The following is a 13,576-nucleotide window of genomic DNA, read 5'->3' as shown; positions in this document are numbered from 1 at the left end:
GATGTTCTATGCTAAACTAGCTTGGTCAAATTTGAAAAAATCACTTGATATTTTCGGCCCATTTTTACTTGCCAGTGTTGTTTTATTTATCTTAGATTGCTCTACTTTGCTCATTCTTTTCAGTTCTGTAGCTGATGCGATGAGGTATAGCAATACCGTGCTTGGATTAGCAATTGTAGTCCTTATGATTTTCACAGTTATCATGGAAATCTACAGTTACAATTTTTTGCTCAAGCAAAGAAGTAGAGAATTTGGTCTTTACAATATTCTCGGAATGAATCGAAAACAGATTAGCTTGGTAGCAAGTATCGAGTTAGCTTTTAGTTTCTTTGGCATCGTAGTACTTGGTAGCCTTCTTTCAGCAATCTTTTCACAAGTTTTTTACCTCATTTTTGTTAATCTCTTACATTACAATAAATTTGTCTTGAACTTGTCGTTGATTGCCTTTCTCTTTACGACTATGGCTTTTGCGGGAATCTTTATTTTGTTAGAAGTCATCAATTTGATTGTTATTCGCCGTTCATCTCCATTGGCTTTATTTAAACGTCAGGAAAAAGGTGAAAAAGAGCCTCGCGGAAATATTCTTTTTGCCCTCTTGAGTCTAATCAGCCTTGGTGCAGGCTACTATTTGTCAGTGACTTCTGAAAAAATAGCTGCGCTAGTAGTGGTTTATCGATTCTTTATCGCTGTTGTCTTAGTTATTATCGGAACTTACCTCTTTTACGTTAGCTTTATGGCTTGGTATCTCAAACGTCGACGTAAAAATAAAAATTATTTTTACCAACCTGAACACTTTGTAACCACTTCACAAATGATTTTTCGAATCAAGCAAAACGCTATCGGATTAGCTAACATCACCTTGCTTGCCACAATGTCATTTGTAACTGTAGCAACAACAACCTCTCTCTACGTTAGTAGTCAGCAACAACTTGATATCTTATTTCCTAAAAATACACAAATCGTTTTAAATAACAATGGCTATGCTGATGAAAATGCTAAAGAAATGACGAGAAAAGATTTCCAGGATGAGTTGCAAAAACAAGTCGTGGATAAACTTGATAAACCTCAAAGTGATTACTTAACTTACGAATCTGCTTTGACATCTTTCTCTGTGCCAACAGGTAAAAGTTTAGCTGTCACTGATGATATGATCAAGCATCCTGATGTTAAATCATTTGGTGCTATCTATATTACTACGCAAGATGATTTTAGAGCACTTGGAAATGATATTCCAATACTAAAAGATAACCAAATTGCTTTTTACAAACAAAAAGGCGATAGCAAACTTGAACATTTAACTCTTTTCGGTAAAGATTTTGTCAACATTAAAAATCTTAAAACAGTTAAATTCCCAGAACTTGGAAATACTTATAATCCTGGTGTTATTATCTTTAGTGATGATTCAACCTTATCAGAAGTTAAAAAACTTTTTAATGACCATCACTTCCCAGTACAAGATAATTTTACCGCATTTGTTGACCTTTCAAATAAAGAAGTAGCTACCATCTCAAAAGATAAGGTAATACCTTCAGGTAGAGCTGATAAAGCCATCTTGGGCATTCTTGAAACCAAAAAAGACTTTGCAAATGATATGTATGCCATTACTGGAGGCTTCCTATTTACAGGATTCTTACTTGGTCTAAGCTTCCTACTTGGTGCAGCATTGATTATTTACTACAAACAACGCACCGAAGGAATCGAAGATAAGAAATCATACAAGATTTTACAAGAAGTAGGAATGAGTGCCAAAGAAGTCAAACGAACAATCAATTCACAAACCTTACTTGTCTTCTTTATGCCGCTTGGTTTTGCAATACTACACTTTATTTTCGCCTTAACCATGCTAAAACAAATGCTCTTGCTATTTGGCGTAACGGGCTCTAAAATGGTTTCTGTCAGTGCGGTGACAATTCTATGTGTCATTATCATTTACTTCTTTATCTATAAACTAACTAGCCGAACTTACTATAAGATTATCCAACGTTAGTAACAAAACTCTTTTAAACAAGCTCTACACAATATTTTGATAAGAAACTCCAGCTGAAAATGGTCGCAAAGACCATTTTTTGCTAAAATGAACCTATGAAACAAGGAAAGATTTACATCGTTGAAGACGACAAAACCATCGTCAATTTACTAAAACAACATTTAAACAAAGCATACGACGTATTTAGCGTTAATAATTTTCGTGCGATTAAGCAAGAAATCGAAGAAATCACCCCGGATTTGATTCTAATGGATATCACTTTGCCCTATTTTAATGGCTTTTATTGGACAACTGAGATTCGTAAAACCATGACTTTACCAATCATTTTTATTTCCTCAAGTGATGACGAGATGGATACCGTTATGGCGTTAAATATGGGAGGAGATGATTTTATTTCAAAACCATTCTCCTTAACCATTTTAGATGCTAAGATTGCAGCATTTTTACGCAGAGCTTACCAATTCACCTCTGATAATTATCAGCTTGACGAATTTTCGTTGTCTCGCGAGGGCATTCTCTCAAATGGGAGCAAACAAATTAATCTCTCGCCAACAGAAAATAAAATTCTTAGCATTTTATTCGAGCACCAAAATCAAGTGGTTCCAAAAGAAGATTTGCTTGAAAAGCTGTGGGAAAATGAGAGTTTTATTGACCAAAATACCCTAAGTGTCAACATGACTCGCTTACGCAAAAAAGTACAGCCGCTAGGATTTGACCGCATTCACACCGTGAGAGGAGTAGGTTATCTGTTAAAATGATTCGACAGTTTTTTAAAGAATACGGCATTTGGTACCTTACCTATGCCATATTAACCATTTCATTTTTCCTGACCTTTATGTTATTTCACTTGCCCGTAACTTACTTCAGAATAAGCTTTAGCATTAGTATCACAATACTAATTTTCATTAGCATTTGGCAGTACTTCAAATTTAAAAAGAAACAGTTAATTTTACAACAATTTATTTATGTAAAAGAATTAGATGACTTCAATCTCCCATCAGAAAAAGCTTTTAAAGCTATTATTTGTAAACAAAAAAAAGCGCATGCCAGCGATGTTCTAGCTATTCAGACACAGATGGAAGATACTCAGAATCTCATCAAAATGTGGTCTCACCAAATGAAAGTTCCTCTATCAGCTTTATCATTGATGGCACAGACTAATCAACTTGAATCAAAAGAAGTTGAACAACAACTAAATCGTCTTCAAAACTATTTAGATACCCTATTAAATTACTTGAAATTCAGTCAAAATAAAGATGATTTTCGTTTTGAAAGACTATCCGTCAAGGAGATTACAATCTCAATTATCAAAAAATACCGCATTCCTTGTTTGTTAAAACACCTCTCTGTTGAGGTGACAGGTGATTGGGAACTCAAGTCTGATAAAAAATGGGTGACCTTCGCACTGACACAAATAATTGACAATGCCATTAAGTATTCGAAAGATAACGGCAAAATCATCATCCGCATTTCTCAAGCTAGTATTGAAATATCAGATGATGGTATCGGCATACTTGAAGAAGATTTACCACGTATTTTTGAAGAAGGTTTCACAGGCTTTAACGGTCATGAACATCAAAAAGCCACAGGTCTTGGTCTTTATATGACAAAACAAGTCCTAGATAGCCTTAATCTTGATATCACAATTCATAGTCAAATTGACCAAGGAACACAAGTTTTCATCACACCTAAAAAACGTTAAGCAAGACAAGACTATTTCGTCTTGCTTTTTTACTGAATATCTTTTATAATAACGTTAGTTTATAAACTAACAAAAAGGAGGAAGCCATGTTTTCTGGAAAAAAATTAAAAGAATTACGTCAAGAAAAAGGCTATTCTCAAGCTGATTTAGCCAAAAGACTACAAATATCAAGAGCTTCGTACTTTAATTGGGAGAATGGGAAAACAAAACCAAATCAAAAAAACCTAGAACAATTAAGTCAGATTTTTAAAGTTGATGAAAAAACGTATTTCCTTTCTGAGCATGATATTGTCAATACTTACCTACAATTGAATCCAGATAATCGCTTAAAATTAGAGAACTACGCAGAAAATCTCCTAAAAGAGCAAGAAATTGTTAAACCATTACCAAAACTTTACTCTTATAAGGTTTTTGAAAAGTTATCTGCAGGTACTGGTTACTCTTATTTTGGCGATGGCAATTACGATACAGTCTTTTATGATGAGCAGTTAGACCACGATTTTGCATCTTGGGTTTTCGGTGATTCAATGGAACCAACTTATCTAAATGGTGAAGTGGTCCTTATTAAGCAAACTGGCTTTGATTATGATGGAGCCATTTACGCTGTTGATTGGGATGGACAAACTTACATCAAAAAAGTTTATCGAGAAGAAGATGGATTACGTTTAGTCTCTCTCAATAAACATTATGCTGACAAATTTGCACCTTATGATGAAAATCCACGAATCATTAGAAAAATCGTTGGGAACTTTAAACCTTTAGAAATTTAACTACATAATATTATTTATGTAAAATGGCTAATTAACAGTTTTTAAAATTACTTTAACATAAAAAAATCTGGACTAATTTTATAGTCCAGATTACTTTTTACAATTGATCAAGTGCATTCTTTTGTTCATCATTAACGATGTGGGTATATAGGTCAGTTACCTGAGTACTAGCATGACCCAATTGGTGGCTGACCAAAACTTGAGATTTAGTAGCGCCATACAACCTGGTTGCCAAGGTGTGGCGAAGTTTGTGGGGGGTTACACGTACTTTGAAATCTTGTGAGTATTTAGCTACCAATTTTTCAATACTTGATGCATCGATACGATTTGGAACACCACGGTATTCCGTTAAAAATAAAGCCTGATCTTGTTTTTCTGCTTTGTAGCGTGGTGCACGAATTTTTAAATACTCTTCAAGATAAGGTTTGGCAAAAGCAGCAACATTCACAGAATCGCGTTTGCCACCTTTACGAGTGACTTCGATAACCATCATATTCAGATGTAAATCCTTCAAATCAAGATTAACAGCCTCAGAAAGACGAACACCAGATGCAAGAAGAAGGGCGATAATTGCCAAATCTCGCTCCTTGTTCTTCTGGAAGGAGGAGAGGGCACGGTGAGAGAGCTTATTTTGGTACTCTTTATCGATATACTCGATAAAAGCCATTGTTTCATCACCCAAGAAGAGCTTTCCTTTAATATTTTCAGCGCGAGCTGCCAGAGTTTCTTTCTTTTTCTTCGTTGATATCTTTTTCATGACATTTCGATAGAAGTAGGGGTCACCATTTTCATCCTCAACCTCTTCTGTCAGGTACTTAAATAAGCTTGAAAGTGCTGATAAGGTACGATTGATAGTGGTTTGTGAAACCCCTTGCTTAGTTGAATAAGTATTTAAAGAAGGGCGTTCACGTAGATAAAGAACGAAGGATTCCATATCTTTTTTTGATAAATGTTCTAAAGTACTTAATTCAATATCAGCAATTTTTTTAGCATTTGAAATTCCTGATTCAAGAATCCATTCAAAAAATCGTCTGTATTCCTTAAGATATTCATACAAGGTTGTAAAACTATATGGTACAGAAAGTTTTGATTGGTAATAGTCAAGGACATACCAAGGCATTATATTTTTTAGTTCATCAATTTTTTCAAGTAATTTTTCACGTTTCATCTGAAAATCTCCCTAGATGTCTTTATAATAGTAGTTTATCATAGACTGATTTGTTTTTCAAGAAAATTACAGTTTTTCGGAAAGATGTTATGGAAAATTTTAGAAAGAGCTGATTTATATTAAATTTATATTATCGTCAAAAACACTTGATTTTATGCGTTTTTCTGCTCATTAGTTTTTATTGACTACTTATTCTTCCTATTCTCATGCTCAAAATTTTTTTCGAAAAAATTTTCACTGGATAAATGGTAAATTGTCTTTAGCAAATCTTTATAAGGTAAAATTTTGACGATTTATCTATTTTTTATGATTTAATATCTTATCTGCTTTAGATGTTTTTTGCAGATTTTTTCGCATTTTTAGCTTTTAAAATGCCGTTTTTAGGCGTTTTTTTTTGGCTTTTCTTCGTGTCATTGGTCATGAAATTTGCTAAAAATACCTTCTATTTTGGCTTTTTAGTCTTGATTTTTAGTGTTTGTAAGCGGATTCGTCATTTTTTTCACACATTAAAGAATCCCACAGCTTTTAACTGCGGGAATTTTTTTATTCGACAAGCTCAATGACATTGCCTTTGCAATTCTTGATTAATTCATAATCGTGCGTCACGACGATAATCGTTTTTCCGTTTTTCGCCATTTCTTGTAAGTCTTCAATCATTTTGTTCATTTGACCATGACATAAGCCGCTTGTTGGCTCATCTAAGACAATAATTGGTTTATTGGAAGCTTTTGCCATAGCTAGTAATAAACGTTGTTTTTCGCCACCAGATAAGCTTTGCGGATGTCTATTTAGCTTGCTGATTAATCCAAACTGTGTAAGCGCATCCTTTTTGATAACATCATCATCACTAACCAGTGAAATTTCTGACCAAACAGACTCTGTAAAGAGCTGATAATTCACGTCTTGAACCACCTCACTTAGCCATTTATAGCTTGGTTTGACGAGTTTCTTATCGTAGTATGTTTTTCCTTTGAATTTCTTATTTAACCCCGATAGGCATCTTAAAAAAGTTGTTTTCCCGATACCATTTTTCCCGATGATAAAGTTAATGCCTTGATCGATACCTAGATTGAAATCAAAAATTTTCTTTGGCTGGTCGTCGTGTTGATAGCTATAACGTTGACAAATCAACTTGCCATTTGCCTGATTTGAAGAGTATTTTGATTGTTTTTGGTACGAGCAAATCTTGATAAGCTCAGTTTTGCTGATTTCTGTCAATGCGCGCAAATTTTTCGCTTGAATCAAGTCATCATTAACCGCTGAAATGGGATAAACATGCGCTTTATTGTCAGAAATAAGGACAAACTGGTCCATCAAGTCTTTCAGATAATAAAGTCGATGTTCAGCAATGATAATGATTTTTCCAAGCTCTTTAAGCTTTATCAAAACGCGTTTAAAGCGAGAAATTTCCTCACGGTCCAACGATGACGACGGTTCATCAAAGAGATAAATGTCATTATCCATGCAAGCCACACTAGTAATAGCTAAAAGCTGTTTTTCGCCACCAGACAAGGTAAAAATGTCGCGATTCAGCAAATCTTGCATCTGAAGCAGATTGGTATAATAATTGATTCGTTCAAAAATATTTTTAGCTGGCAAATTACGATTCTCCAAAGCAAAAGCCATTTCATCCGTTGAATTAACGGCATAAAATTGCGTTTTAGGATTTTGAAAAACACTAGCCACTACTTGACTTCTTTCAGCCATATCCAAATCAAGCAAACTTTCTCCATCATAAGTCATATCACCAGATAACTTAGCAGGCTGAAAATAAGGAATTACCCCATTAATCGCCTTCAAAAGACTACTCTTTCCGCAACCTGAACTCCCTGTTAAAACAGTAATTTCACCTGGTTTAAAACTTAAATTGATATCTTCTAAGATTGGCTGGTCATAAGTTAGTGAAAAATGGTTGAGTTTTAGCATAGTTTTAACTCCAAATCATTAAGATTAAAATGGTCAACATGGCAAACATCCAAAAATAATCAAGTAATCTCAAGCGACTTTTTGAAATGCTTGAACGTTCCTGACCAACTGCCATCCCTCTGGTTGTTGCCGAAATAGCCACATCATCTGCCGTGCGGGACAAACACATCAAAAGCGGAACTAATCGGTATTCAATCATTCGTAAAGGTTGACGGAAAAATTGACTAGTCACCAAACCCTGCAAGTACATAGCTTCCTTGATTTGGCGATAATCTTCTTTTACCGTATAAAAAAATCGAAACATAACCGATATTGGAATAATTAAACTATCAGGACACTTCATTTTCTTTAAAGAAGCTACTAAGTCGCTCATGGTTGTCGTTAAAAGACTGTATTCTCCCATGGCAAGTCCTGGTCCCATCCGTAAAACGATAATAGAAAAGAATAACACAACAGACGCTCCAATACCGCTAAACGCATGCAAGCCTGCATAGTATTGCAATACTAAAGCAAAAATCATTAAACTTGCTCCCCTAAGGGCTTTGCTTACTTTTCTTTCTAGCAGTAAAAAAGCATAAGGCAAAAAGGTTACAATCAAACCAATAATCGGGTAGCTTCTTTGCAAATTGCCAAATAGCAAAACAAAGGAAATGACAACTGTCATTAGTAATTTTGTTCGAAAATCTAACTTCATCTCATTCACTCTCAAAATGCATCTTGGCCGCACCAAGCGACCAAGTTTGCATTCATTTTTTTGTATTTTACGCCATTTCAAGTTTTTGGAAATGTTTTTTCAGCATCTTGACACCAATTGTTGCTCCTAGGTAACCACCTACTGCTCCTAGGGCAAGAACTGGGAAGAATGACCAATAAGGTAAGATACTCATCATTTTATCAGCGTAAGCTTGACCATAGCCTTCTTCGACCAAACGTTGCACATAAGCAGCCCTAGAAACATAAATCGGAATCATATTGAAACCAAATGATAAACAATAGACGTTAAAAGCCAACTTCGTGTGATTTACGCTAGCATAGCCACCTTTTTTCAAAATGTATTCAGCTACTAAAGACAAGAGTGTCATTCCTGGAAGAATGTAAATACCGTGTCCAGTCACTGTGAATACAAGCCCAATGATGACTCCCATAATTAAAACCATACCAAAACGGTGAATCTTGGTGCTGTAAAGCATAAAGACAGGACCAGCAAAAAGCCCGCATAGAAAAGGAATGAATGGCATAAAAATCGGAATCAACCCAAACATGCCACTAGCAAAAATAGCTATAAAAACTAAGAGTGAAAATAAACCAGCATTAATCAAATCTTTAACAGTGAAGGAATTTGTTTTCATCTTTTTCTCCTAAGCATTCTTTTGATATTTGAACTCTTCAATTTTTTGCGATGTTTCAATGAGATCACGGTAAACAGCTGATTTTTCAAGCAAATCACGATGCTTACCAATACCGTCAACCTGACCATCTTTCATCACAACAATCTTATCTGCATTTTCAATGGATTTAAGACGGTGTGAGATGATAATCACGGTCTTACCTTGTAATAAATAATTTAAACTATCTTGAATCAACTTTTCATTTTCAATATCGAGTGATGAAGTGATTTCATCAAGGATAACAATTGGTGCCTGTTTCAAAATGGCACGTGCAATAGATATACGTTGACGTTCTCCGCCAGATAATTTTGCCCCATTTTCACCAATTCTTGTTTCATAACCTTCTGGTAATTTTTCAACAAAATGTTGACAATTTGCCAGACGAGCAGCTTCTTTTACTTCTTCATCTGTTGCATCTGGTCGACCAAGGCGAATATTTTCCAAAATCGTATTATCAAACAACGTAACGTCTTGAAAGACAATTGAGATGTTATCAAATAAACTATTGGTGCTAATGTCTTGGATGTTCTTGCCGTCAATAGTGATTTGACCTTCTTGATAATCATACAAGCGAGATAAAAGTCTTAATAGGGTTGTTTTACCACATCCTGATGGTCCGACAAGTGCTGTGATTTCATTTTGTTTGGCAACAAAAGATACACCGTCGATGATCTTTTGTCCATCTTTATAAGCAAAGCCAACATTTTTGAGTTCGATGTCAAAATGCTTGAGAGTAACATCTTGTCCACTTTGTTGTTTGACTGCACGAAGTTCTTTAATATTTTTAACAGCTGAGTCAATGTAGAGAATTTCACCGACATTTAAAACAATGTTTTCAGTACTGTCAGAAACTTTGATAGCAAGTAGAATAAACATCAGCAAAACCAGAAGACTCACTTGACCTTGGAAATAAAGATTTGTTCCAACCAAAATCACCAATCCGATTGTCAATCTGATAATTGAGTTGGATATATTAATTGGAATACCTTGAAGGACTTCAGAAATAATATGGATTTTTTCACTTTTTTCCATTTGCTGATAAAGCTTATCATGGATGGTTTGTCTTAAATTGTAAGCTTTTATTTCTTCCTGTAATTCAATGGCTTCTTGGAAACTATCAGAGTTTTCGCGGAGCTGTTTCCAGTATTTCTTAACAGCTCTCTTTTGCATATTTTTTGACAAAATAAGTGCTAAAAAAGCTAGAAAAATGGGGATAAAAATACACAAAGCTAAAGGAAGATTGATGAAAAAAAGCGTAATCGTTAATAAAATAAAGTAAAGGACAAAGCCAATCGTTTTAGAAATCGCATGGCTAAGAGCATGTTCAAGACGTTCCACATCACTCATCAAGGTTTGTGACAAATCTGTCAAATCACGTTGTGAGAAATACGATAAAGGCATTTTTTGTAAAGTATCAGCAATATCAATCCGAAGATCAGCACTTTCTTGATAAGTAGCCGTATAAGTCGCATTATAATCGATGTAGAAAAAGCCATAAGTCACTGCAGCAACTAAAACTAAACCTAGAATAACTGTCCAAAAAGAAAGAGTTTCCTGTGCCAAGATATGCTTGATGTAGTACATCATCAAGATAATCGGTGTTAATTCTGCTGCTGATACAAATAATCCCGTGACGCAAGCATATAATAAACGACTTGCACCGTGTTCAGTCAAGGCAAAAAGTTCTTGTAATTTCTTTTTCATGACACCCTCCATTCATTTGCTGATGCGTAAAGATCGCTAAAGGCTTTATATTTACCACCTTTTTCCAGTAATTCATTACTGTTACCACGTTCAATAATTTGACCTTTATCAATCACTAAAATATCATCAACACCTTTAATTGATGATAAACGGTGTGCAATGATAATAACCGTTTTATGAGCAATTAAATTAGCAAAAGCTTTTTGGATTTGGTATTCATTATTAACGTCTGTAGAAGCTGATGCTTCATCTAAAATAACGATTTTAGCATCTTTTAGAATGGCGCGTGCGATAGCAATGCGTTGTTTTTCACCGCCTGAAAGATAAACACCTTTGGAACCAATCATCGTTTGTTCACGTTCAGGGAATTTATCAAGAATTTCTTCACATGAGGCTAATTTCAAGGCTTTCATAACCTCTTCATCGCTTGCATTTGGATTACCGATTTTGACATTGTCAAAAATAGACATTTTAAAAAGTTTTGATTGTTGAAAGACAAATGCAATTTGTCCCATCAAAGCATCCTGACTATAGGATTCAATGGGTTTTCCACCTAATTTGATACTTCCGCTATCAACTCGATAATGTCCAGCAATCAATTTGGCAATTGTTGATTTCCCACTACCACTACTTCCAACAAAGGCATAGACCTTGTTTTCTTCCAATTCAAATGACAGATTGTCAATAACTTTTTGATCTTCATAACCAAAACTTACGTGATCAAAGATGATATTACCATTTTCAAGAAGTTCTTCATCTCCAAGAGCTACACGCTGGCTGGTCATATCATTGTACAAAGTTTCAATCTTTTCTGCTGAGACACTTCCTTTATACTGATACATGAAAACATACATGATCCTCATAAAGGTAACATAAAGCAAACCAACCGCAAAATAGAAGAAAATAAATTTTGGTAGCAGAGCTAATTGTTGTGATTGCGGTACGAAATATAAGTAAATTGGCACAATCAAAGTAGCGTAAGTCGCAAACATTACTTGAAAGATAATGAAGGCTGTACGACAAGAAAAGCTATAATTGAGAGCATAATCTGAATAAGATTTAATAGCTGTATAAAGAGCTTTAAAGGATTGTACAGAAGTTTTGAAAATCTTGATAACTTGCATCCCGCGAACATATTCAACGGTTTCACTATTCATTTTTTCCAAAGCTTTCATATAAGCATCCATGAACTCAGCGTTTCCCATCATCTGTTTAATCTGCAACAAAGCAACCACTGCTAACAGAATTAAAGCAAGTCCCAGATAAACATTAACTGCAAAAGTTGCAAGAACCAGCAATAGCAAAGTCATGACACTTGTTGTATTATCAGGAATCAAATGAGCAACAATCGTATGTGTTTCTGCAGCATTATCATCAATGGTTTTACGAATGTATCCTGATGTATGAGTATCAAAATAAGCAAAATTTGATTGACTCAAAGCGTCAATCCCTTTTTTTCTAAGATTAGTTTCCAAACGAAAAGCTACTATGTGGGTTAATAGCCCTGAAATGAGGTAAATACCAATCCCAGTCATCATAAAACCAACAACCGTTTTAGCATAATGGGCAATATTTGTCGCATTATTCTGAACAATTAGATGGTTTAAAAAGAGATACATGTCATAAAAAGCACCTATTGTAAAGACTGATGAAATCGCCGCTAATAAAATAGCAAGATAAGCCAGATATTTATATTCAGGTACATAAGAAAATAACTTTTTATAAACCTTAATCATATGAACTCCTTTATATTTTTATCCAAAATATTGATAAATAAGCATTTTAGCATTATAATGGATTTGACATACATTCTAGCATGTAATAATTATGTATTCAATGCATAAAGAATATTATGACGAATTGTAGCATTTGACTAATCGTATCATTTTATCAAAGGAGTCCTTATGTCTGCTATCTTTTTTAATGATAATATCAAAGAAAAGGCTATTTTACTGCCAAATTGTAGTCGCTTTGCCCCTCATGGACAAAGTTATTACTTATCTTGCGATGATTTGGAAGGCTTTTATTGGACCTATGATACTGAATATTTTCGAGTCAGTATTTTTGATTTTGATTTAAAAAAAGAGACCATTTATTGTTGCGACTTGTCACGTTTTCCTGATACTGCACTTTTTTCAGCTCATATTATTTCAGCAAATGGTGAGATTTTACCACCCTATCAACAACTATCAAGCAACGATAGTTTTGTGATTTGTAATCAACATCAGATTCTTCAGACCTTGCTGCATGAGCATACTAATTTTCAAGCGGTCTGTTTTGATTTTAAACAAAAAATTATCGACGATTGTCTTGTTGGGCGCTATCAATTAAAACCAGATGATTTGTGTCACATTTTCAAAGAAGCCAATCATTTTCTTGGAGCGGGACTTGGAAAAATTGCTGATGACATTTTACATTATAAACTAGGCTCTTCTGCTAGCGAACTTTTCTATGAAATCAAGGCTAAAGAATGGCTTAGTAGCATTATTAACAACTATTATGCTACACAAAATGAGCAGGAAATCAGCCAAGAAGACAGTGTTGCTTTGGACAATGTCCGCCATTATATCAATGATCACTTAATGGCAACAATACCACAGGATTTGCTGGCTAAAATCGCTATGATGAGTAAAACCAAGCTAAAAACAGCTTTTAAAACCAAATATCATATGACAATCACCGAATACATCCAGCGACGTCGTATGGCACTAGCAGAGCACCTCTTAATGACAACTCAACTTGAAATCAAAGAGGTCGCCATCGCTGTTGGTTATACTTCTCACAGCCGCTTCTCAAGTTTATTTAAGAAATATATTGGCATCTACCCGCACGACATCAAAAAACAACCTAAAAACAAAGAAAAAAGCCCATGTCACAACTGCCTCAATAAACTCTGTGACGTAAAGACAGCCACTGAAAATCCGAAGTAAA

General features: G+C 34.7%; 11 protein-coding genes. 5 read left to right on the top strand and 6 right to left on the bottom strand.

What is annotated here, in order from left to right:
• The first annotated feature begins 1 nt into the window (after nt 1).
• The 4 genes from GPZ88_RS08900 (at nt 2) to GPZ88_RS08885 (ending at nt 4,459) form a co-directional block, all read left to right on the top strand.
• Entirely contained in the window at nt 2-1,987 is a 1,986-nt protein-coding gene (locus GPZ88_RS08900; RefSeq protein WP_166044158.1) for an ABC transporter permease, read from the top strand.
• Between the two features lie 95 nt (nt 1,988-2,082).
• Nucleotides 2,083-2,745, top strand: a complete 663-nt coding sequence (locus tag GPZ88_RS08895) for a response regulator transcription factor (RefSeq protein WP_166044156.1) — start codon at nt 2,083-2,085, stop codon at nt 2,743-2,745.
• Nucleotides 2,742-3,689: a sensor histidine kinase gene (locus GPZ88_RS08890; protein ID WP_166044154.1), complete on the top strand. Its 948-nt coding sequence runs from the start codon at nt 2,742-2,744 to the stop codon at nt 3,687-3,689. Before GPZ88_RS08895 ends, GPZ88_RS08890 begins: the two co-directional genes overlap by 4 nt.
• An 86-nt stretch (nt 3,690-3,775) precedes the next feature.
• Nucleotides 3,776-4,459 carry an XRE family transcriptional regulator gene (locus GPZ88_RS08885; protein WP_166044151.1) on the top strand — a complete coding sequence of 228 codons (684 nt, stop codon included), beginning with the start codon at nt 3,776-3,778 and terminating at the stop codon, nt 4,457-4,459.
• Nucleotides 4,460-4,556: 97 nt separating this feature from the next.
• Here the strand turns inward: GPZ88_RS08885 and xerS are convergent, their stop codons facing one another.
• The 6 genes from xerS to GPZ88_RS08855 all read right to left on the bottom strand — a co-directional run bounded on the left by xerS (nt 4,557) and on the right by GPZ88_RS08855 (nt 12,378).
• Nucleotides 4,557-5,627 carry a tyrosine recombinase XerS gene (gene xerS, locus GPZ88_RS08880; RefSeq protein ID WP_166044150.1) on the bottom strand — a complete coding sequence of 357 codons (1,071 nt, stop codon included), beginning with the start codon at nt 5,625-5,627 and terminating at the stop codon, nt 4,557-4,559.
• 543 nt (nt 5,628-6,170) lie between these two features.
• Nucleotides 6,171-7,553 carry an ATP-binding cassette domain-containing protein gene (locus GPZ88_RS08875; RefSeq protein ID WP_166044148.1) on the bottom strand — a complete coding sequence of 461 codons (1,383 nt, stop codon included), beginning with the start codon at nt 7,551-7,553 and terminating at the stop codon, nt 6,171-6,173.
• Between the two features lie 4 nt (nt 7,554-7,557).
• A complete protein-coding gene (locus GPZ88_RS08870; RefSeq protein WP_166044146.1) occupies nt 7,558-8,247 on the bottom strand; it encodes an energy-coupling factor transporter transmembrane component T in 690 nt (229 codons plus the stop codon).
• A 67-nt stretch (nt 8,248-8,314) separates the two neighbouring features.
• Nucleotides 8,315-8,902, bottom strand: a complete 588-nt coding sequence (locus GPZ88_RS08865) for an MptD family putative ECF transporter S component (RefSeq protein ID WP_166044144.1) — start codon at nt 8,900-8,902, stop codon at nt 8,315-8,317.
• Nucleotides 8,903-8,911: 9 nt separating this feature from the next.
• Nucleotides 8,912-10,645 carry an ABC transporter ATP-binding protein gene (locus GPZ88_RS08860; RefSeq protein WP_166044142.1) on the bottom strand — a complete coding sequence of 578 codons (1,734 nt, stop codon included), beginning with the start codon at nt 10,643-10,645 and terminating at the stop codon, nt 8,912-8,914.
• Nucleotides 10,642-12,378, bottom strand: a complete 1,737-nt coding sequence (locus GPZ88_RS08855; RefSeq protein ID WP_206282138.1) for an ABC transporter ATP-binding protein — start codon at nt 12,376-12,378, stop codon at nt 10,642-10,644. Before GPZ88_RS08855 ends, GPZ88_RS08860 begins: the two co-directional genes overlap by 4 nt.
• A gap of 171 nt (nt 12,379-12,549) precedes the next feature.
• Here GPZ88_RS08855 and GPZ88_RS08850 point away from each other — a divergent pair, with 171 nt between their 5' ends.
• Nucleotides 12,550-13,575, top strand: coding sequence for a helix-turn-helix domain-containing protein (locus GPZ88_RS08850; protein ID WP_166044137.1), 1,026 nt, complete (start codon nt 12,550-12,552; stop codon nt 13,573-13,575).
• The last annotated feature ends 1 nt before the right edge of the window (nt 13,576 follow it).

The organism is Streptococcus ruminicola (genome assembly GCF_011387195.1).
GTDB classification, from domain to species: domain Bacteria; phylum Bacillota; class Bacilli; order Lactobacillales; family Streptococcaceae; genus Streptococcus; species Streptococcus ruminicola.
This window is presented reverse-complemented; position numbering and strand designations above follow the sequence as displayed.

Excerpts from the sequence above, each read along its gene's own strand:
- GPZ88_RS08865 (WP_166044144.1), bottom strand. The coding sequence starts at position 8,902 with ATGAAAACAAATTCCTTCACTGTTAAAGATTTGATTAATGCTGGTTTA.
- GPZ88_RS08885 (WP_166044151.1), top strand. The coding sequence starts at position 3,776 with ATGTTTTCTGGAAAAAAATTAAAAGAATTACGTCAAGAAAAAGGCTAT.
- GPZ88_RS08875 (WP_166044148.1), bottom strand. The coding sequence starts at position 7,553 with ATGCTAAAACTCAACCATTTTTCACTAACTTATGACCAGCCAATCTTA.
- GPZ88_RS08860 (WP_166044142.1), bottom strand. The coding sequence starts at position 10,645 with ATGAAAAAGAAATTACAAGAACTTTTTGCCTTGACTGAACACGGTGCA.
- GPZ88_RS08895 (WP_166044156.1), top strand. The coding sequence starts at position 2,083 with ATGAAACAAGGAAAGATTTACATCGTTGAAGACGACAAAACCATCGTC.
- GPZ88_RS08900 (WP_166044158.1), top strand. The coding sequence starts at position 2 with ATGTTCTATGCTAAACTAGCTTGGTCAAATTTGAAAAAATCACTTGAT.
- xerS (WP_166044150.1), bottom strand. The coding sequence starts at position 5,627 with ATGAAACGTGAAAAATTACTTGAAAAAATTGATGAACTAAAAAATATA.
- GPZ88_RS08890 (WP_166044154.1), top strand. The coding sequence starts at position 2,742 with ATGATTCGACAGTTTTTTAAAGAATACGGCATTTGGTACCTTACCTAT.
- GPZ88_RS08850 (WP_166044137.1), top strand. The coding sequence starts at position 12,550 with ATGTCTGCTATCTTTTTTAATGATAATATCAAAGAAAAGGCTATTTTA.
- GPZ88_RS08870 (WP_166044146.1), bottom strand. The coding sequence starts at position 8,247 with ATGAAGTTAGATTTTCGAACAAAATTACTAATGACAGTTGTCATTTCC.